This window comes from Streptomyces sp. CB01881 (genome assembly GCF_002953255.1).
Classification (GTDB): domain Bacteria; phylum Actinomycetota; class Actinomycetes; order Streptomycetales; family Streptomycetaceae; genus Kitasatospora.
Genome location: NZ_CP026498.1, coordinates 1239045 through 1258946, shown reverse-complemented (window position 1 = coordinate 1258946; position 19902 = coordinate 1239045). Strand labels below are relative to the sequence as shown.

The window sequence follows — 19902 nt, the reverse complement described above, 5'->3', positions numbered from 1 at the left end:
GCCGGGCCGTCCCGGCCGCCCTCGTGTTCCACGCTAGGGGCGGGGGCGGCGCGATCCGTGGTACCGCGGGCCGATCATCGGCGTGACCGTAGTACCGCGGTACCACGGTCACCTACGGGTCCGGAGTGTGCCCGGGGGGCGGGGGCCGTCCGGGTTCCCCGCCCCCGGTGCGGACCTGCAGGTGGCTGTCAGGCTCCGGCGGCCACGCTCTCGGGCGCCGCGGCGGCCTTGGCGGTGAGGGCACGGCTGTAGCGGCGCAGGAGGAGGACGGCGGTGGTGGCCAGGCCGACGAGCAGGCCGAGCCACAGGCCGCGGGTGTCGCCGCCGAGGGGGTAGGCGAGGAGCCATGCGGCGGGCAGGCCGACGGCCCAGTAGCCGATGAGGGTGATGCGGAAGCCGCTCCCGGTGTCGTCGAGACCGCGCAGCAGTCCGACGCCGATGTTCTGGGCGCAGTCGAAGAACTGGAGGACGGCGACCACGGAGAGCAGACCGGTGGCGATCTGCAGGCCCTGCTGGTCGGCAACGGAGTCCGGGTCGAAGTAGGGGCGCAGGACGAGGTCCGGGAGCGTGAGGTAGGCAAGGCCGACCAGGGTGGTGGCCGCGGCGCCGCAGGCGAGCGCGGTGTTCTTGATGCGGCGGGCGGCGGCGTACGCGCCGAGGGCGAGTTCGCGGCTGACGTTGATGGAGGCGGCGTGGGAGAGGCCGACGGCGACCTGGAAGACGATGTAGACGAGCTGGTTGACGGCGGTGTGCGCGGCGAGCGCCGCCGGCCCGAAGCTGCCGGCGAGCAGGGCGGTGACGGAGAAGAACCCGGCCTCGGAGCCGTAGGTGGCCGCGATGGGGGTGCCCAGGCCGAGCAGGCGGCGGACGGTCGCCGCGTCGGCGCGCCAGAAGTCCGGGCTGAGGAGCGGGGCCAGCTGCGGGTCGCGGCGCGCGGAGGCGTAGAGGGCGAGGAAGGACAACAGGTAGACGCTGCTGGTGGCGACGCCGATGCCGGTGAGGCCGAGCTGCGGCAGGCCCCAGGTGCCGTGGATGAAGGCCCAGTTGAGGGCGGCGTTGACGGCGACGGAGGCGAGGGTGATCTGCAGCAGGGCCTGGGGGCGTCGCATGCCGACGGTGAACTGGCGGACGGCCTGGAACCACAGGCAGGGCACGAGGCCGGGGGCGAGGGCGGCGAGCATGCCCTGGGCGCGGTGGGCGATGGCGGCGTCCTGGCCGAGCCAGGTGGCGGCCTGGCCGATGAGGACCATCAGGACGGCCCCGGCCAGGCCGGCGAGGGTGGCGACAGCCATCGCGGCTCGCACCAGGCCGCGCACCTCGTCGCCGTCCGCACCCGCGACGGCGACGGCCTCGTTGTCGGCTGCGCGCTCGGCGCGGGCTGCTGCGGCTGCCACCTGGTTGCCGACGGAGGTCACCAGCCCGACGCCCATGGTGCGGAGCTGGTTGAAGATCACCAGGGCGAGGCCGCCGGCAGCCAGCGCCTCGGTACCCAGGACACCCATCATGATCGTGTCGGTGGTGGTGAGGGCGACCTGGGCGAGCTGGGTGAGGGCGAGCGGGACGGCGAGGGCGGCGAGCGCGCGGCTGTCGCGCGCCAGGGTGGTCAGCTGCTGCATGGCGGTTGTCACGTCTCTTGGGGTCAGGGCGTGCGGAGTTTGGAGAGGGACTCGTCGATGTCGGCCTCGACGGCCTCGTCGATGAGGTTGCGGGCGATCATCCAGTCGTCGTTGAAGACGGTGTCCATGTACTTCTCGCCGCCGTCGTTGATGAACGCGACCATGACGGCGTCCGGCGGCAGCGTCGTCAGGCGGGCCAGGGCGTCGTGGACGACGCCTCCGGCGGAGCCGCCGATGAGCAGTCCGGTGCGGCGGGCGACGACGCGGGCGGTGGCGAAGGCCTCGATGTCGCCGACCTTGACACCCTCGTCGATGAGGTCGTAGTCGACGAGCAGGCCGATGGTGGCGCCCTCGGGGGTGCCGGTGCCGGACTGGTAGTAGTCGTGGGCGGGAGGGCCGAAGGCGATGGAGCCCTTCGGCTCGACTCCGACGACCGCGACGCCCGGCACGTACTTCTTGAGCTCGCGGGCGGTGCCGCACAGGCCGCCGCCGGTGCCGACCGCGCCGATCAGCACGTCGACCCGGTTGTCGAGGGCCTGGGCGATCTCCCGGCCGACCGCGTGGTAACCCACCGCGTTGCTGGGGTTGTTGTGCTGCTCGGTGAAGAACGTGTTGTCCTTGCCGAGGGCCATCTCCTCGGCGAGTTCCTCGCGGGCGGCGGTGTGCAGTTCCTCGCCGTCGGTGTCGGCGTCGACGTAGACGAGTTCGGTGCCCATCGCCCTCATGCCGCGCAGCTTGTCGGCGGCGGCGTGGTTGTCGACGACGGCGGTGAAGCGGTAGCCGCGCTCGGCGGCGACCACGGCGAGCCCGAGGCCGGTGTTCCCGGAGGTGGACTCGATGATGTGGCCGCCCTCGCGCAGCTGCCCGCGCTCCTCGGCGTCGAGCACCATCTGCCGGGCCATGCGGATCTTGGCGCTGCCGGTGGGGTTGAACATCTCCAGCTTCAGCAGGAGGCGGGCGCCGTTGTCGGCGCGGGCCAGCTCGAACAGCGGGGTGTAGCCGATGAGGTCGGATATCCGGCTGACCACCGGGGGGCGGGTCAAGGCGTCGGTCATGGCGTGAAGCTCCGTCAGAACGTGGTGTGCGGGGGGGTCAGCGGTCGAGGCGCCAGCGCGGCCGAACCGAGCCGTCCGGGTGGTCGATGACGACCTTCGGCGGCAACGGCAGCTCGTGGAAGGGGGACTCGTTGGAGTCCATCTGGTAGCCGGCGGTGTTGGGGTAGACGAGGAGGTCGCCGGGGCGGGGCCGGGCGGGGAAAGCGATCTTGCGCCGGCTCAGGAGGTCGGAGTCGAGGCAGCTGGCCCCGCCGACGCACGCCCGGAACTCCTCGGCGTCCTCGCCGGGGGACCGCGGAAGGAGGAGCGGCTCGGGCAGGTACTCGCTGTTGAACCACTGCTCGGACAGGCTCAGGCTGGTGCCGTCCACGGTGAGGATGCCGTACCCGGCACGGTCCTTGACGCCCTGGACGGGGAAGACGGAGGACCCGGCCCGGTCGAGCAGTGCGCGTCCGGGCTCCAGCAGCAGCATCACGCCCGCCTCGCGCAGCCGCTGGGCCAGTGGGTCACCGGCTCCGCCCGGACGGGCGGCGAGGATCGCGCGCAGGGCGTCGGGGCCGGCGACGGGCGAGTGGTAGGGGTAGAAGTCGCCCGCGGTGAAGGCCTTGCCACCGTGGTAGTCGTCGGGGCCCTGGTCGGAGAGGAACCTCTCCCAGGAACCGGCGGGCACGTAGTCGACGGCGAAGCCGCCGCCGATGCTGATCCGGTCGGCCTGCAGTCCCAGCGCCCTGGCCTTGAGGCACAGTTCGACGAGCTCGCCGGCGAGGTCGGTGCGGGGCTGCACCTCGTAGCCGGACAGGTGGAAGCTGAAGCCCTCCATCCGGACCCGCGCACCCGCCGAGGCGCAGCGCGGCAGCGCGGCGTCGAGCTGGTCGTCGTCGAGGCCGAAGCGGCTTCCGGGCTGGGCGGGCGGGAAGCGGCGCAGCAGGATGCGGACGGGCCGGGGAGTGTCCAGGTGCAGGACGCGCTCCAGTTCGTCGAGGGAGTCGACGGCGACGAGCGCGCCCTGGAGGGCCGCGACGCGCAGCAGTGCCTCGGCCTTGGCGGGGCCGGTGACGACGAGGTCCTCGCCGCGTACGCCGTGGCCGAGCGCCTCGCGCAGCTCGCCCGGGCTCGCCACGTCCACGCCGGCGCCCGCACGGGCGCAGCGTTCGATGAACGCGGCGGCCTTGTTGGCCTTCTTCGCGAAGTACACCTTGCCGCTCACCCCGGCTTCGGTGAGGGCGGTGCGGAACGCGGCGAGGTTGGCGTCGAACCGCTCCGGCAGCAGGTAGTGGAACCCGCCGCCGAGGCCGTGGGCGAGTTCCTGGAGCAGGCCGCTCGCGTGGATGCGCTCGGCGAGCGGGTCGGGGTGGGCGGGCAGGGTCAGCGCCACAGGGCCACCTCGGTGCCGAGGTTCTGGTCGGCGGCGAGCTGGGCGAAGCGGTGGCCGAGCGCGATGTCGGTGACCACGAGGCCGCTGTTGTAGGCGAAGATCCGCTGGTCGGGGGCGGTTCGGGCCTTGGAGACGCCGGAGATGACGACGGGCAGTTCCAGGTCGACGGCGGGCAGGTTGCCGTCGGCGTCGGCCATGTCGGTGCCGGTGACGCGCATCTGGGCCTCGCTGGTGGCGATGACCCGGTCGGCGCGGTGCAGGGTGGACGGGGCGAGGCCGTGGCCGACGAGGATCGCGGTTGCGCCGGGCTTCAGCCAGTCGGCCTCGACGGCGGCGGGGGTGTGACCGCCGGCGGTGGCGACGACGATGTCCGCGTCGCGCGCCGCGCGCTTGAGGTCGGTGACCAACTCCAGCTCGCGGCCGGGGAAGTGGCGCTCCAGCTCCTGACGGACGGCGGTGATGCCGTCGGGGTGGGTGCCGGACAGCAGCAGGCGCTCCAGCTTCGGCAGGGTGGTGAGCAGGAACGGCAGCGCGAGGCGGCCCTGGGTGCCGGTGCCGATCACCAGTGCCGTGGAGGCGTCGGGGGCGGCGCACTCGCGGGCCAGCAGGGCGGAGACGGCCGGGGTGCGGAGGGAGCCGATGCGGGAGCAGTCCATCATGGCGACCGGCAGACCGGTGACGTCGTCGTAGACGGTCAGCGTCGTGTAGTAGTGCTGCTCGTCGCGGCCCTTGTCGAGGCCGTGCTTGTAGGAGGTCTTGATGGCGACGACGTTGCGGGCCCCGTCGCGGCCGAGCATGGCGTAGGAGACGGAGTGCCCGTCGGCGGGCTTGACGGTGAGCTTGCGCGGGTTGTCGGACTGGCCTGCGGCCAGGTTGCGGTAGGCCTGTTCGACGGTGTCGACGACGTCGGCCAGGGTGATGTCCAGGCCGGCGAGGTCGCTGGTGGAGAGTACGCGCAGGGTGGTGTCGTCCCGGTCCACGTGGGGTGCCCTTTCGGATGGGTGAGGCGGCGTCTGGAAGGCGGGAGGGCTGGTCAGGAGGCCCAGGCGGTGAGGGCGGCCTGACCGTAGCCGTGCTCGTCGTGTTCGGCGACCGGGCGGGTGGGGCGGCCCTCGACGCGCACGGAGGCCCGCTTGAGCCAGCGGTCGGTGCCGTCGTAGCGGGCCCGGAAGGGGACGCGGCCGTGGACGACGAGGTCGTTGTCGACGACCAGGACGTCGCCGGGCCGCAGGCTCACCGCGACCGAGACGCGGGCCAGCTCCTGTCCGAGGCGCCCGTACGCTTCCCGCCACGCCTCGTCGGCTTCTTCCAGCGGGGTGTAGGCCGGGTCGTAACGCATGGTCAGGCCCTGGGGCGAGTCGAAGAGGGTGGGCACCGGTGCGGGGCGGCCGGCGAACTTCTGGGCCTGCTCGTAGGCGTCGTCGGGCAGGATCGGTGCGACCGGACGCTTCAGCCGGGCGACGTCCTCGTCGGCGAGGTCGGCCAGGCGCACGCTGGCCGCGGTGGTGGCGATGTCGTCGTGGTTGCGCATGCAGCACAGCAGGAGCAGGTGGGCGCGGCCGGGGTGGAAGGCGTCCTCGGTGTGGGGGGTGAGCAGGACGGAGCTGGAGGCGCCGGTCTGCTCGCTCTCGTGGCCGGGCGACGGGACGATGTTGTGCACGAACCGGCCGTCCTGCTGGCCGTCCCAGGCGATCGGGGTGCCCATCAGCGCGGAGACCAGCAGGAGCACCACGTCCCACAGCGCGCCGGCGTCGCCGACGGTCGACCAGTGGCCGGGCGTGGGGCCGAGTTCGACGTCGTCCGGGCGCAGGCCGCGCAGCACGAACAGGCCGTCGGCGGTGTCCACCGGGCGCAGCGCGTGCCGGAGTCCGTCGCTGAGCTGGGCGCACATCACGGGCAGGTCGGCCAGCAGGTGGGGGCTGGTCGCGGAGCCGTGAAAGTCCAGCAGCTTGGCGGCGGTGGCGGTCAGTTCCGCGGCGGCGGCGGTGTCGAGATGGCGTACCGGGGCAGGGCAGGTGGGCACGGCGGGGCCTTCCGGGGACAGGGGAGAGAGGGCGTGCGGGCACGCGGCATCACCGCGCCGGTGCGGGACGGCAGGCGGGAGCAGCGGGGGAGGCGTGGGGTCCGGGGCGGCTCGAACGGCCGGACGACAGGAAACGTAACAACGACTTCGAAGTAAGGCAAGCCTTACTTGGCTGGCGTCCACATTTCGGTGTCTACATTTGCGCAGTCCCGGTTCCGGGGGGAGGTGCACGTGCTGCGCAGGGTCAACTTCCCAGCTCAAGTGCCTCTTTGGGGCGGAGGGGCGCATGGCCCGGAAGTGGGTGCGCTCCGTCGGGCGGCTTGCGGCCCGTCTCGAACTTAGGGTAGGTAAACCTAAGCAAGTTGAGCTCGACCCGAATCGAGGAACGAACGTGGGCGTCACCAGACGACAGCTGCTGTGGGCCGGTGCCGGTGTCGGGGTGGCCGGCGCGCTCGCCGCCTGCAGCAGCGGCACGGGTGGGTCCGAGGACGCCGCATCCGCGGGTACGGCCTCCTCGCAGCCCCGCGCCGGAGGGACGCTGAAGGTCGGTGCTCTCGGCAAGGCCTCGGCGATCACCCGCGACCCGCACGGATCGCAGGCCAACGAGAGCGACTACCTGATCATCAGTCTGCTCTACGACACGCTGGCCGTTCCCGGGGCCACCGCCAACACCGTCCCGCGCCTGGCCGCCTCCTGGAAGCCGTCGGAGGACCTGAAGACCTGGCGCTTCACGATCGCTGACGGCGCGACGTTCCACGACGGCACACCCGTCACGGCCGACGACGTCGTCTGGTCGCTGCAGCGCCTGCGCAACACCCCGGCCGGCAAGAGCCGCCTGCCCGGCATCCAGCCCGAGGGCATCAAGGCCGAGGACGCGAAGACCGTCGTCCTGGTCTCCGACTACCCCAACGCGGACCTGCCGCTGCTGACCCGCCTGACCACCTTCGTCCTCAAGAAGGACACCAAGGACGACGCGGTCGCCGGCGCCCCCGGCACCGGCCCGTTCAAGCTCGACTGGTACCGCGACGGCAACGCCCGCCTGGTCCGCAACGACACCTGGTACGGCGGCAAGGTCCTCCTCGACGCCGTCGAGGTCCGCCTCTTCGAGAGCCCCCAGGCCATGGCCAACGCCCTGCTCGCCGGGCAGATCGACGTCGCCTCCAACGTCGGAGCCGTCGCCGCCCGCACCGCCGAGGCCCGCAAGGACGTCCAGATCCTGCGCCGCCCCAACGACATGGCGATGCCGATCGTCATGCGCACCGCCGACGGCCCCTTCGCCGATGCGCGGGTGCGTGAGGCCCTCAAGCTGGCGGTCGACCGCGACGCCATGGTCAAGCAGGTCCTCTCAGGCTACGGCAGCGTCGGCAACGACATCCTCGGCACCGGCGACCCCGCCTTCGCCAAGGACATCCCCCAGCGCACCCGTGACCTCGCCAAGGCCAAGCAGCTGCTCGCGGACGCAGGCTTCGACACCTCCAAGACCTACGACCTGATCACCACCGAGGACATCTCCGGCCTGGCCGAGTCGGCGACCCTGTTCGCCACCCAGGCCCGCGAGGCCGGAGTGAAGATCAACGTGGTGAAGCAGGACTCCAAGATCTTCTGGGACGCCACCTGGCTCAAGGCCCCGCTCTACACCACGTACTGGGGCACCAACGACTCGGTCGTCTTCTTCGCGTCCAAGACGATGCTCTCCGACGCCGGCCAGAACGAGGCCGCCTTCAAGGACCAGGCCTTCGACGAGGCCTACCGCACGGCCATGGCCACGGCGGACGCCGCCGGGCGCGGCAAGCTGCTGCACCAGCTCCAGGAGATCGAGTTCGCCAAGTCCGGCTACCTGCTGTGGGGCATGGCCGACGGCATCGACCTCGTCGGCGCCGCCGTGCGCGACCTGCCCAAGCTCCCCGGCTACGGCCGCGTCCAGCTCGAAAAGACCTGGCTGGCGCGTTGACCACGCTCCGGTCGCACAGTCTCCCGGCCCGCATCCTCCCCGATGCGGGCCGGGCCGCCCGGCAGGTGGCACGGCGCCTGGCCATGCTCGTCGTCCTGCTCGCCGGCGTCTTCGCCGCCGTCGAGCTCCTCCCCGGAGACGCCGCCGGCGCGACCGCCGACCGCGGCGTCACCGCCGCCGACCTCACCGCCCGCCGCACCGCCCTGGGGCTCGACCGCCCGGTCGCCGAGCGCTTCTGGGACTGGATGACCGGCCTGCCCACCGGCGACCTCGGCACCACCGCACGCGGCCGGCACGTCACCGACGTCCTCGCCGGGCCCTTCCCCAACACCCTGCTACTCGGCACCCTCGCCCTCGCCCTGAGCACCATCGGCGCGCTCGCGCTCGGCAGTTGGGCCGCGCTGCGCCCGGGCGGACGCACCGACCGCACCATCGACGCGGTCTCCACCGCCGCGTTCGCGCTCCCGGAGTTCGTCGTCTCCGTCGCCCTCCTGCTCCTGCTGTCCCAGTGGACCGGCTGGCTGCCCGCCGTCACACTCACCGGCCCCGACGGCAGACCCGAGTCGTGGACCATGCTCGCCCTGCCCCTGCTCTCCCTCGCGATCCCCCAGATCGGCTGGAACACCCGCATCGTGCGCGGAGCCCTCGCCGACCAGGCCGCGCTGCCGCACGTCCAGGCAGCCGTCCTCGACGGCCTGCCGCGCCGGCGCGTCCTCAGCCACCACATGCTCCCCGGCGCCCTGCCCGCCATCGCCGTCGGCATCGCCACCTCCGCCGGCATGCTCCTGGGCGGCACCGTCGTCGTCGAGACCCTCTTCAACTACCCCGGCATCGGTGCCCTCCTGGCCGGAGCCATCAGCGACCGCGACACCGCGCTGGTCGCCGGAGTCGTGGCCGCAGCCGGCGCCGCCATCAGCCTGCTCCTGCTGCTCGCCGACCTCATCCGCACCACCACCCTCGGAGAAGAGCGCCGATGACCGCCGACGCCCCGACAGCAGCGGCCTCCCCGCCCGCCGCCCGGCGGAAAGGACGCGTCTTCGTCCGCGCCGTCCCCGCACTGCTCCTGGTCGTCCTCGCCCTCGCCGGACCGCTCCTCGCCCCCCACCCCATCGACACCCCCGTCACCTTCCCCTACGCCGGGGACGGCGCCGGTGCGCCGCTCGGCGGTGACCAGCTCGGCCGCGACGTCCTCAGCCGCCTCCTGAGCGGCGGAGCACCCCTGATCGCCACCGCCCTGGCCATCGCCCTCATCGTCACCGCAGCCGCCACCGCCCTCGGCATCCTCGCCGCCCTGCGCCCCGCCGTCGGCCGGTGGATCGAACGCACCGCCGACCTGACGATCCTCCTGCCCTCCGTCCTCGCCATCATGCTCATCGCCCTGGCCTGGCCCGGCGGCGGACGCCTCGCCGTCGCAGCCGCCGCCACCCTCCTGGGCATCCCCTACGCCGTACGGATCGTCTCCGCCGCAGCCGCCCCCATCGCCGCCACCGGCTATGTCGAGGCCGCCGCTGCGGGCGGCGAGGGCCTGTGGCACCTGACGGTCCGCGAGGTCCTGCCCAACCTGCGCTCCACCCTCCTCGCCCTGTTCGGCCTGCGCTTCGTCGAAGGCGTCTACATCGTCTCCGTCGCCGCCTTCCTCCAGCTCGGCCCCCAACCCCCGGAAGCCGACTGGGCCCTGATGATTCGCGAGAACGCCCCGGGCATCACCCTCAACCCCTGGGCCGTCGGCGCACCGTGCCTGGCCATCGGCCTGCTCGCCATCAGCGTCAACCTCGCCGCCGAAGCCCTCGCCCCCGCCCGGCCCATCCCGGAGACACCGCTGTGAGCACCGCCGCCCCCGCCGCCCGCGCCACCGGCCTGTCCATCGCCCTCGGGGACACACCCCTGCTCACCGACGCCGGCCTCACTCTCACCCCTGGCCGCGTCCACGCCATCACCGGTCCCTCCGGCGCCGGCAAGACCACCCTGCTGCGCGCTCTCGCCGGAGCCCTCCCACCCGGCGCCCGCGTCACCGCCGGCACCGTCGACGTCCTCGGCCACGACATCCTCGCCCTCCCACCCGAGGAACTCCGCCGCCTCCGCCGCCACCGGCTCGCCTTCGTCGGCCAGGACCCCGGCTCCGGCCTCAACCCGCGCATGCGCGTGGACCGCCTCATCACCGAGACCGCCGCCGACCGGCGCGGGACCTCCGTGCCGGACCTGTTGCGTGCCGTCCGCCTACCGGTCGACGGACATCTCCGGCACCGCCGCCCCGCAGGCCTCTCCGGCGGTCAGCAGCGGCGTGTCGCCCTCGCCCGCGCCCTCGCCCGACGGCCCGGGATCCTCCTGCTCGACGAACCCACCGCCGGCCTCGACGCCGCCCTGCGCGACGACATCGCCGACCTGCTGCGCACCATCGCCGACCGCGACGACATCGCCGTCGCCCTCACCAGCCACGACCCCGACTTCGTCGCCCGCTGCGCCGACGAAGTCCTCGCCCTGTGGCCCGCGCAGGCCCCGTCACCCGCCCCGGCCCGCCCGGCGACCGTACCGGCCGCCCCGGCGGCCGCGCCCGCCGAGCCCGGGAGCCGGCACACCAAGGCCGAACGCCCCGTTCTGAGCGTGCGGTCGCTCGGCGCCCACACGGGCAGCGGCCGCACCCGCCGCACCGTCCTCGCGGACCTCGACCTCGACCTGACCCCCGGCACGCTCACCGGCGTGGTCGGCCCGTCGGGCTGCGGCAAAACCACCCTGGTCCGCACCCTCGCCGGACTCCACGCGCCCGACACCGGCACCATGACGCTCCACGACCGCCCGCTGGCGGCCTCGCACCGACGGCGCGCCCGCGACCAGCGCCGCCGCATCCAGCTCGTCCCGCAGAACCCCCTCGGCGCCCTCAACCCCGCCCACACCATCGGCGCCACCCTCACCCGGCCCCTGAAGCTGCACTTCGGCCTCCCCGCCGCCCGGTGCGGGGAGCGCGTCGCCGAACTGCTCACCGCCGTCGGCCTGCCCTCGCACTACGCGGACCGCCACCCCCACGAGCTGTCCGGCGGACAACGCCAGCGCGTCTCCCTCGCCCGCGCGCTGGCCGCCGAACCCGATGTCCTGCTCTGCGACGAGGTCACCTCCGCCCTCGACACCGACACCGCCTCGGCGCTCATGGACCTCCTCGGCGATCTGCGCACCGGCCGGGGCCTGGCGGTGGTCCTCGTCAGCCACGACCTTCCACTGCTCACCGGCCGCGCCGACCACGTCCTGTCCCTCGCGGGTCCACGTCCCGCGCCGCTCGCGAGCCGGCACCCGGCGGACAGCGTGCGCTGATCAGGCACCGCACCGGCCACGGAATCCCGCCGCCTCCGCACGGTGACGGCGCGGCAGTGCGGCCGTCCCCGTTCGGCGTAGTACCGAGGTGCCGCCCCGACCGGGAGGTTCCGTCCCGGGTACCACCGTCCGCCCTTGCGCGGCCGCTAGCGTGAATGGCAGGACGGCTGGTCGGCCACCGGGTCGAGCGGCCCGCCGAGGCGTTGGCCGGATCTCCCGGCACCCCGCGGCCGTCCATGCTCGCGACCGGCACCACCGTCGAGGCATGCGGAGGGTGGCATGAACACTGTGACCTGCCTGACCACGAACGGCCACGGGCCTGCCCGGGCCGTCCGGACGCCCGGCCCCGCTGTCACGTCCGCCGGGTGGGCGGCACGCGACGGACGGCCGGTCCCGACGCCACCGCCTACGACCCGGCACATCCGCGGCCCGGCGACAGCGGCCACCTGGACCCTGAGGACACCGGTGCCGCCACGGTGCCCGTGTCCGTGCTCGTCATCGGCCGGGGCGTCGGCCCCGTGGCCGGCTCCTCCGGCCTTCTCGCCGTGGTGGCCCACGCCACGGCGAAGCCTCCCCCGGCCGTGACCCCGGTCGCCGGCGCACCGACCCCGTGCCGACCGGCCGCTCGGCGCAGGCCGGGACGCCGGGACGGCCGTTCGGTCCACCGGTCGCGCCTCAGGTCACCACGGCCCGCTGCCCGGCCAGGTGCGGCCGGTGCGCGCGCCCGGCGGCGATCTCCCGCAGGGTGGTCATGGCGTGCAGCACGTCGGCGTGGGAGACGTAGAGGGCGTTGACGCCGAAGCGGAGCAGGTCGGGGGCGCGCATGTCGCCGATCACCGCGCGGGCGGCCAGGGCCTGGACCAGGGCGTAGGCCTCGGGGTGGCGCAGGGCGACCTGGCTGCCGCGCCGGCCCGGTTCGCGCGGAGTGGCGGGGGTGAAACCCAGCGGGGCGAGCAGGTCGTCGGCGCAGTCGAGCAGGAAGCCGGTCAGCGAGAGGCTCTTGGCGCGCAGCCGGGCCGGGTCGACGCCGTCGAAGACGGTGAGGGCGGCTTCCAGCGCGAGCAGGGAGAGCATCGGCGGGGTGCCGATCCGCGCGCGGGCGATGCCCTCGGCGGGACGGTACTCCTCGGTGGGGTCGAACGGGTCGGCGTGGCCGTTCCAGCCGGTCAGCGGGTGGTCGAAGCCGGCCTGGTGGCGGTGGGCCACGTAGAGGAAGGCCGGGGCGCCGGGGCCGCCGCACAGGTACTTGTAGCCGCAGCCCACGGCCAGGTCGGCGCCGAGCGCGTCCAGGTCGAGGGGCAGCGCTCCGGCGGCATGGCACAGGTCCCACACCGTCAGCGCGCCCGCGTCGTGGGCGGCCCGGGTGACGGGCGCCGGGTCGGTCAGCACGCCGGTGCGGTAGTCCACCGGCGCGCCGAGCACGGCGGCCACCTGCTCACCCTCCCGGGACAGCAGGCCCGCCAGCGCGTCGGCCGGCACCGCACGGAGCCGGAGGCCGTGGAGCCGGGCGACGGAGGCGGCGAGGTACCGGTCGGTGGGGAAGTGGTCCCGGTCGACGACCAGCAGCGGCCGGCCGGGGCGGAGCCGGACCGCCGCGCTCAGCGCGTTGAACAGCTGCACACTGGTGGAGTCGCCGACCACCACCTGCCCCGGGGCCGCGCCGATCAGCCGTCCGATCGCGTCGCCGACCCGCAGCGGGGCCTGCCACCAGGCGTGGTCGTTCCAGGAGCGGATCAGACCGGTGCCCCACTGCTGGTGCACCACGTCCGCCAGCACCGGCGGGACGGCCGCGGGCAGTGCGCCGAGCGAGTTGCCGTCCAGGTAGACGACGCCCGGCGGGAGCAGGAAGCGCTCGCGCAGGCCGGACAGCGGGTCAGCGGCGTCCAGTGCGGCGGCTCGGTCGGCGAGGCGTTCGGGTTCGGTGAGGCGTTCGGCGAGGTGTTCGGCGAGGTGTTCGGCGGTGCTGCTCACGCCGTGCTCCCCGCGCTCCCAACGGCCTTCCCGGGGGCGAACTCCGCTGCCAGGCGGTGCAGTTGATCCGCAACCGCACGGGCGCCCGGCGCGCCGGGCTCGATCAGGGTGTAGTGGCCGGTGTCCGGCAGCACGACGACCTCCAGGTCTCGGTGGACGGCGGCGTAGTCGGTGAACTGACCCGCCGGCACCTCCTCGTCGACCGCCCCGTGCAGCAGGACGGTGCGCACCCCGGTGGTGCCCGGCCCGCGCAGCAGGGTGACCGGGTCCACCAGCGGCAGCCGTTCGGGTGCGGCCTCCGGGCCGCCGAGCAGCTGCAGGGCCGCGTCCTCGCTGAGCCGGTCGCGGATGGTGGCCCGGAGGTCGGTGAGCGGGGCCAGGGCGAGGATCGCGGTGGGCGGCTCGGTGCTGTGCCAGGGGGAGTCGGCCGGCAGCAGGGCGCGGGCACCGGCCCACAGCGCCAGGTGCCCGCCCGAGCAGTGCCCGGCGAGGACGTACGGCCGCCCGGCCGGGAGGGTGTCCACGATCCGCGCGATGTCGTCGAAGGTCTCGGGGTAGCCGCCCGCGCCGCCGGAGCGGCGGAAGCCCGGCAGCACGGTGGTCAGCCCCTGCCCCGCCAGGTAGGCGGCGAACGGCGTCAAGTGCATCCGGTCGTAGCGCCAGTAGCCGCCGTGCAGCAGGATCACCAGGGGCGCGTCGTCGTGGCCGCCCTCGGCCGGCCACAGGTCGTAGACCTGGTGCGGGTGGTCGCCGTAGCGGCCGTGGACCGGGGCCAGCACCGGCCTGAGGCCGAGCACCCGCCGCTCCTCCTCGGCGGCGAAGGCGGAGATCGTCCTGCCGCTCGGCGCCGAGGAGGTCGCCTTCGAGCCGGCCGTCGTCGAGCCGGCCGTCGTCGTGGTGGTCGCGTCGGACATCGGGTCAGACATCGCTGCGCACCGTCCACAGCTCGGGGAAGACCTGGCGCCGCGCGCGGCGGTCCAGCCAGTCCAGCCCGGAGGTGCCGGCGCTGCCCGGCCTGGCGCCCATCGCACGCCGCACCACCAGCAGGTGGTCGGTGCGCCAGCGTTGGACCAACTCTGCTATGTCGGTGAGCAGTTCGGCCAACCGCAGGAGCGGATCGTGCTGCGGTCCGCGGTAGATCCGCCGCCACACCTCGACGACGCCCTCGTCCGGTTCGTAGGCCTGGGTGACGTCCCGTCGGAGCACGGCCTGCGGTACCTCGTGGCCCTGGGAGTGCAGGAAGTGCAGCACCTCGTCCCAGAGCGTGGGGGCGTGCAGGTGCTCACCCAGCTCGGCGTGCTCCACCGGGTCGCCGCGGTGGGCGTCCAGGACCGCTCCGGACTTCTCGCCGAGCAGGAACTCCATCATCCGGTACCGCACGGACTGGGCTCCCGAGGCCTGGCCGAAGGCGGCCCGGAAGCCGTTGAAGCGCACCGGCGTCAGCGCGGCCAGCGGAGTCCAGGTGGCGTTGAGCGACAGGTGGGCACGGCGGCTGCGCTCCAGTGCGTCCAGCGCCGCCGGCAGGTCCTGCTTGGCGAACGCGTCGCAGGCCGCGCGCCACTCGTGCACGATCAGCTTGAACCACAGCTCCATCACCTGGGTGGTGACCAGGAAACCCATCTCGTCGGGCGCGTCGGTGAGCGGCTGCTGGAGCGAGCCGAGCACCGAGGCGTGCACGTAGTCCTCGTACGGCGAGGTGCCTGCGAAGACGGCCAGCTCGGCGGCGTCCCCGGGGACGGGCGTTTGGTTGATCATCTGTTGGGCTCCAGAGTGTCAGAGGCCGAGGTGGACGCCGCCGGTCGCGTCGATCCACTGGCCGGTGATCCAGCGGGCGTCGTCGCCGGCCAGGAAGGCCACCACGTCCGCGATGTCGGCGGGTGTTCCGAGCCGGTCGAAGACCGAGTGCGCGGCGAGGGTGCTGCGGATCCGCGGGTCGGCGAGGGTCGGATTGATCGCCGTCTCGGTGAAGCCGGGCGCGACCGTGTTGACGGTGATGCCGCGCGGGCCCAACTGCAGGGCCAGGGCCGGGGTGAGGACGTCCAGCGCGCCCTTGGTCATCGTGTAGGCGGCGATCGCGGGGTAGGCGATCCGGGCGGCGCCCGAGGAGATGTTGACGATGCGGCCGCCGTCGCGCAGCCGGGGCAGGGCACGCTGGAGGATGAAGAACGGCGCGCGGGTGTTGACGGCGAAGACCCGGTCGTAGTCCTCCTCGGTGACGTCCGCGATGGGCTTGGGAAGCGTGACGCCCGCGTTGTTCACCACGATGTCCACACCGGCCGGCGCGCCGAGCGCCGCCAGACCCCGGTCGAAGCCGTCCCAGACGGCCTCGGCGTCGCCCGGCACGCCGAGCTCGGCGCGCAGGGCGAAGGCCCGGCCGCCGCCCGCCTCGATCTGCTTGACGGTGTCCTGTGCGGCCTGCTCGTCGTGGCCGTAGTGCACGGCCACCAGCGCGCCCTCGGCGGCCAGCCGCAGCGCGATCGCCCGGCCGATGCCGCGGCTGCCGCCGGTCACCAGCGCGGTCCGGTCGGTGAGTCTGGTCGACGTCATGAAGGATTCCTCTCTGCGCCGGCCCAGCCGGGGCCGGCGGTCGGGACGCCCGAAGTCTCAGGCGTCGAAGTCGAGTTCGACCGCATCCGTCTGCGGACGGGCACGGCAGGTGAGGGTGTAGCCGGCCGCCACCTCGGCCGGGTCGAGCGCGTACTGGCTGTCCAGCACCACCGAGCCGGAGACCACCCGGGCGCGGCAGCTGCCGCACAGCCCGACCCGGCAGGAGTACGGTGCGTCCGGCCGGACCCGCAGAACCGCGTCCAGCAGCGTGCGGTCGCCGGGCAGCATCCGCGCCCCGGCGGTGTGGCCGCCGAGCCGCGCGGTCACCTGGACGCTGCGGCCGGCCGGCGGCACCGGAACCGCGGCGGGCGTCCCCTCGGGCGAGAAGAGCTCCAGGCGGATCTGCCGCTCGGCCGCGCCGGCCTCGGCGAGCGCGGTCCGGGCCAGCGTCACCAGCCCCCACGGCCCGCACAGGTAGAAGGCGGTGGCGGCGTCGAACTCGGTGCCCGGCGCGGACAGCAGGCGCCGCAGCCGGGCGCCGTCGAGCCGGCCGGAGAGCAGGTCCGCCTCCCGGCGCTCCCGGGAGAAGACCTGGAGCAGGGTGAACCGGCCCAGGTACGCGTCCTTCAGGTCGGCCAGCTCGTCGGCCAGCAGCAGCGAGCCGGCGCCGCGGGCGGCGTACAGCAGTGAGACGCGGCAGTGCGGGTCGTCGCGCAGCGCGGCCGCGGCCATCGCCAGCAGCGGGGCGATGCCGGTGCCGCCGGCCAGCAGCACGTGGTGCGTGACCGGTGCGGGGGCCAGCTGGAAGGTGCCGGCCGGCGGGGAGACCAGCAGTCGGTCTCCCACCGCCAGCCGGGTCGTCGCGTACGCCCCGAAGCCGTCCGGACTCGCCCGTTTGACGATCAGCCGCAGCCGGCCGGGGTCGAACGGCGGCGGGCAGACCGAGTAGCAGCGCCGCAGTTCGCGCTCGCCCTGCCGGTGGCGGATCACCACGTGCTGCCCGGCACGGTGGGAGAGGGCCCCGGCCAGCCGGTCCGGCACCGCGAGGGTGGCCGCCACGGTGTCGTCGGTGAGGTGGTCCAGCCCGCTCACCGTCAGTGCGTGCCAACCTTGCGGCCCGGCGGGCCGGTCGGTCTCGTCGATCGCGCTCAGCACCTCGCCTCACCCCGCCCTGAATTGTGCGAACGTCTCGCGGCAGGCCGTGCACAGCAGGATCGCCTGGCAGCGGGTGGCCCCGAACGGGCTCAGCGGCCGGGTGGCCTGCGAACCGCAGTGCGGGCAGGGCGGCCCGAGCGCCACCGTCACCGCCCGGACCTCGGCCCCGGCCGGGCGCCCCGGCGGGGCGATCCCGTGCTCGGCGAGCCGGCGCCGGCCCCGCTCGCTGATCCGGTCGGTGCTCCAGGCCGGGACCAGCACCCGGTGCACCCGGCCCGCCGGGTGTCCGGCCTCGGCGAGCACGCCGCGCACCGCCCGCTCGATGACCTCCATCGCCGGGCAGCCCAGGAAGGTTGGGGTGAGCTCCACCTCCGGCGTGCCGTCCGAGCCGATCCGGACCGCGTGCACGACGCCCAGGTCGCCGAGGGTCACCATGGGCAGCTCCGGATCGGGCAACTCCTCGACGGCGGAGCGCAGTTCGGCCAGTTGCCATTCGGACGGCCGCCGTTCGGTCATTCGCCGTTCGGCCGGTCGCCGTTCGGGTGGCCGCGACTGCGGTGACCCGGCGGCCGCGGAGCCCGGCCGGGCCGGTGCCGGGCCGCTCACCAGGTGCCTCCCGGGTACTGGCGGTGGACCGACTGGAGCTCGGCCAGCAGCAGCCCGAACTCCTCCGAGTGGCGCCCGTCCCGGCCGCCGCCGGCCGACCAGGACGGCTCGGGCACGCGCAGGCCCGCCCGGGCCGCCACCTCGGCCACCTCGCGCTGCCAGCGCTCGCGCACCCTGTCCGGGGCGGGGACCAGGCCCGCCGCGTCCAGCCGCGCCACCGCCTCGTCCGCCTCGAACAACTCGGCGGCGTACGGCCACATCAGTTCCAGGCCGTGCTGCATCCGGCGGCGGCTCTCGGCCGTGCCCAGGCCCAGCCGGACCGTCCAGCCGTCGGCGTGCGCCCGGTGGTAGCCCACCTCCGTTGCGGCGCGCCCGGCGAAGGCGGCCAGCTCCGGGGCCGCGCAGCTCGCCAACTCGGCGTAGTACAACCGCGCGTAGTGCGTGTAGAGCAGCTGCCGGGCCACCGTGACGGCGAAGTCGCCGCCCGGAAGCTCGGTGAGCAGCGTGTTGCGGAACTCGCGTCCGTCGCGCAGGTACGCCAGGTCGTCCTCGCTGCGGCCGGTGCCGTCCAGGCGGCCGCTCAGGGTCAGCAGGATCCGGGCGTGGCCGAGCAGGTCCAGCGCGATGTTGGACAGCGCCAGGTCCTCCTCGATGCTCGGCGCCCGGGTGATCCAGGCGCACAGCCGCTGGGCCAGGATCAGTGCGTCGTCGCCGAGGCCGAGCGCGCAGCGGGCCAGGTCGTGCTCCCGCGCCACCGTCGCCCCGACGGCGGTACCGGCCGTCGTGTCAGCGGTCATGGCTCGCACCCTCCGTGGACTCGGGCGGCTCGGGCGTCGCGGACGACTCGGGACCGCCCAGCGGGGTGTAGTGGCCGGGGTAGCGGTACGGCTTGTCCGCCGCGCCGGCGAAGTACGGGTCCTTCTCCTGCGGCGAGACCGCGTGCACCTGGTCCGAGCGGACCACCCACAGGGACTGCGGTTCGCCGCGGCGGGCGAACAGGTCACGCGCGGTGGCCAGGGCCAGCTGCCGGTCCGCCGCGCGGACCGAGCCGACGTGCTGGTGGGCCAGTCCGCGGCTGGCGCGCAGGAACACCTCCCAGGACGCCGACGGGCTGCCGTTCCCGCTGGTCATGACGCCACCTCCGCCGTCTCGTCGCCGCCGCGGCCCGCGTACGCCTCGGCGGCCTCCCGCACCCAGGCGCCGTCCCGGTGGGCCGCCTCCCGGTGCGCGAGGCGCCGCCGCGCGCAGTGGGTGCCCTCCGCCAGCGCCTGCCGGTAGCAGGGCCAGTCGACCGGGCCGAAGTCGTGGTGGCCGCGCTCGGGGTTCCAGCGGATCGCCGGGTCCGGCAGGGCCAGGCCCAGGCTGGCGGCCTGCGGTACGACCAGGTCCACGAAGCGCTGGCGCAGCTCGTCGTTGGTGTGCTGCTTGATGCCCCAGGCGATCGCCCGCCGGGAGACCGCCGAGCCGACGGCCACGCCCGCGCCGCCCGCCTCGGTGTCCGGTGGGCCGAACATCAGGGCGACCGCGGGCAGCCACCAGCGGTTCACCGCGTCCTGGGCCATCCGGTGCTGCTCGGGCGTGCCCCGGCTCAGCGCCAGCAACTGGTCGTAGCCCTGCCGCACGTGGAACGCCTCCTCCTGGCAGACCCGCCGCATCGCCCGCGCGTAGGGGCCGTAGGACGTACGGGTCAGCGGTGCCTGGTTGACCACCGCGGCGCCGTCCGTGAGCCAGGCGATGGCGCCGGTGTCGGCCCAGGTCAGCGCCGGGTGGTCGAAGGTCGCCGCGTAGTGCTGCTGGCCGCGGTGCAGCGCGTCCATCAGGTCGGCGCGGTCCACGCCCAGGGTCTCCGCCGCCGAGTACAGGTACATGCCGTGCCCGGCCTCGTCCTGCACCTTGGCCAGCAGGGCCGCCTTGCGGTGCAGGGTCGGCGCGCGGGTCAGCCAGGCGCCCTCCGGCTGCATGCCGATGATCTCCGAGTGTGCGTGCTGGGCGATCTGCCGGATCAGCATCCGCCGGTAGCCGTCGGGCAGCCAGTCGCGGGGCTCGACGGTCTCGCCGGCTGCTACCAGCGCCTCGAACTGTGCGAGCAACTCCGCGTCGTTCTGCGGCAGTTGACCGCTCTGTTCGCCCTGCCCGGTGGTCGGCGCGTGCCGCGTCGGCTGATGCCCGCCGGTCATGTTGGCCACTCCTTCAGTTCCCCTGCCGGTCCGGGCGCCGCATCGTCGCGATCGGCGCCTCCGAAACAGAAAGAGGCGCCGATCGGCGCGGGCTATCCCCGGCGTCGCGGATCCGCGGGCGTG

At 74.3% G+C, this 19902-nt stretch carries 18 protein-coding genes; 4 read left to right on the top strand and 14 right to left on the bottom strand.

What is annotated here, in order from left to right; all coding sequences use genetic code 11:
* Nucleotides 1-188: 188 nt before the first annotated feature.
* Genes C2142_RS05470 through C2142_RS05450 form a run of 5 tightly spaced genes read right to left on the bottom strand, consistent with a single transcriptional unit; the run spans nt 189 to nt 6069 of the window.
* Nucleotides 189-1616 carry an MATE family efflux transporter gene (locus C2142_RS05470; protein ID WP_148642205.1) on the bottom strand — a complete coding sequence of 476 codons (1428 nt, stop codon included), beginning with the start codon at nt 1614-1616 and terminating at the stop codon, nt 189-191.
* Nucleotides 1617-1639: 23 nt separating this feature from the next.
* Nucleotides 1640-2671: a cysteine synthase family protein gene (locus tag C2142_RS05465; protein WP_148641335.1), complete on the bottom strand. Its 1032-nt coding sequence runs from the start codon at nt 2669-2671 to the stop codon at nt 1640-1642.
* 37 nt (nt 2672-2708) lie between these two features.
* Nucleotides 2709-4046: a Y4yA family PLP-dependent enzyme gene (locus C2142_RS05460; protein ID WP_148641334.1), complete on the bottom strand. Its 1338-nt coding sequence runs from the start codon at nt 4044-4046 to the stop codon at nt 2709-2711.
* Entirely contained in the window at nt 4037-5026 is a 990-nt protein-coding gene (locus tag C2142_RS05455) for an ornithine cyclodeaminase family protein (protein ID WP_206670894.1), read from the bottom strand. Before C2142_RS05455 ends, C2142_RS05460 begins: the two co-directional genes overlap by 10 nt.
* 53 nt (nt 5027-5079) lie before the next feature.
* Complete coding sequence (locus C2142_RS05450; protein WP_148641333.1) at nt 5080-6069, bottom strand: TauD/TfdA family dioxygenase; 990 nt, start codon at nt 6067-6069, stop codon at nt 5080-5082.
* Nucleotides 6070-6460: 391 nt separating this feature from the next.
* On the opposite strand from C2142_RS05450, the gene C2142_RS05445 reads away from it, so the two are divergent.
* From C2142_RS05445 to C2142_RS05430, 4 genes are read left to right on the top strand one after another with little or no spacing between them, the layout of a single operon-like run.
* Nucleotides 6461-8020: an ABC transporter substrate-binding protein gene (locus C2142_RS05445; RefSeq protein ID WP_148641332.1), complete on the top strand. Its 1560-nt coding sequence runs from the start codon at nt 6461-6463 to the stop codon at nt 8018-8020.
* Nucleotides 8021-8052: 32 nt separating this feature from the next.
* The gene (locus C2142_RS05440) at nt 8053-8997 is read left to right on the top strand and encodes an ABC transporter permease (protein ID WP_277347321.1); all 945 of its coding nucleotides are present in this window, start codon (nt 8053-8055) and stop codon (nt 8995-8997) included.
* A complete protein-coding gene (locus C2142_RS05435) occupies nt 8994-9845 on the top strand; it encodes an ABC transporter permease subunit (protein WP_148641331.1) in 852 nt (283 codons plus the stop codon). Before C2142_RS05440 ends, C2142_RS05435 begins: the two co-directional genes overlap by 4 nt.
* Complete coding sequence (locus tag C2142_RS05430; RefSeq protein ID WP_148641330.1) at nt 9842-11323, top strand: ATP-binding cassette domain-containing protein; 1482 nt, start codon at nt 9842-9844, stop codon at nt 11321-11323. The genes C2142_RS05435 and C2142_RS05430 overlap by 4 nt, the downstream gene beginning before the upstream one ends.
* A 675-nt stretch (nt 11324-11998) precedes the next feature.
* Here C2142_RS05430 and C2142_RS05425 read toward each other — a convergent pair.
* The 9 genes from C2142_RS05425 to paaA all read right to left on the bottom strand — a co-directional run bounded on the left by C2142_RS05425 (nt 11999) and on the right by paaA (nt 19779).
* Nucleotides 11999-13210 (bottom strand): aminotransferase class V-fold PLP-dependent enzyme, encoded by a 1212-nt coding sequence (locus tag C2142_RS05425; protein ID WP_241003116.1) that lies wholly within the window; start codon nt 13208-13210, stop codon nt 11999-12001.
* An 80-nt stretch (nt 13211-13290) separates the two neighbouring features.
* Nucleotides 13291-14220, bottom strand: a complete 930-nt coding sequence (locus C2142_RS05420) for an alpha/beta hydrolase (protein WP_241002394.1) — start codon at nt 14218-14220, stop codon at nt 13291-13293.
* Nucleotides 14213-15049, bottom strand: coding sequence for a tryptophan 2,3-dioxygenase family protein (locus C2142_RS05415; RefSeq protein ID WP_148641328.1), 837 nt, complete (start codon nt 15047-15049; stop codon nt 14213-14215). The genes C2142_RS05420 and C2142_RS05415 overlap by 8 nt, the downstream gene beginning before the upstream one ends.
* Before the next feature lie 18 nt (nt 15050-15067).
* Nucleotides 15068-15841, bottom strand: coding sequence for an SDR family oxidoreductase (locus tag C2142_RS05410; RefSeq protein ID WP_148641327.1), 774 nt, complete (start codon nt 15839-15841; stop codon nt 15068-15070).
* Between the two features lie 57 nt (nt 15842-15898).
* The gene (locus C2142_RS05405) at nt 15899-16996 is read right to left on the bottom strand and encodes a 2Fe-2S iron-sulfur cluster-binding protein (RefSeq protein WP_148641326.1); all 1098 of its coding nucleotides are present in this window, start codon (nt 16994-16996) and stop codon (nt 15899-15901) included.
* A 6-nt stretch (nt 16997-17002) separates the two neighbouring features.
* Nucleotides 17003-17512: a 1,2-phenylacetyl-CoA epoxidase subunit PaaD gene (paaD, locus tag C2142_RS05400; protein WP_148641325.1), complete on the bottom strand. Its 510-nt coding sequence runs from the start codon at nt 17510-17512 to the stop codon at nt 17003-17005.
* A gap of 86 nt (nt 17513-17598) precedes the next feature.
* Complete coding sequence (paaC, locus tag C2142_RS05395; RefSeq protein ID WP_148641324.1) at nt 17599-18399, bottom strand: 1,2-phenylacetyl-CoA epoxidase subunit PaaC; 801 nt, start codon at nt 18397-18399, stop codon at nt 17599-17601.
* Nucleotides 18389-18733, bottom strand: coding sequence for a 1,2-phenylacetyl-CoA epoxidase subunit PaaB (gene paaB / locus C2142_RS05390; protein ID WP_148641323.1), 345 nt, complete (start codon nt 18731-18733; stop codon nt 18389-18391). The genes paaC and paaB overlap by 11 nt, the downstream gene beginning before the upstream one ends.
* Nucleotides 18730-19779 carry a 1,2-phenylacetyl-CoA epoxidase subunit PaaA gene (gene paaA, locus C2142_RS05385; RefSeq protein WP_148641322.1) on the bottom strand — a complete coding sequence of 350 codons (1050 nt, stop codon included), beginning with the start codon at nt 19777-19779 and terminating at the stop codon, nt 18730-18732. Before paaA ends, paaB begins: the two co-directional genes overlap by 4 nt.
* Nucleotides 19780-19902: the final 123 nt, after the last annotated feature.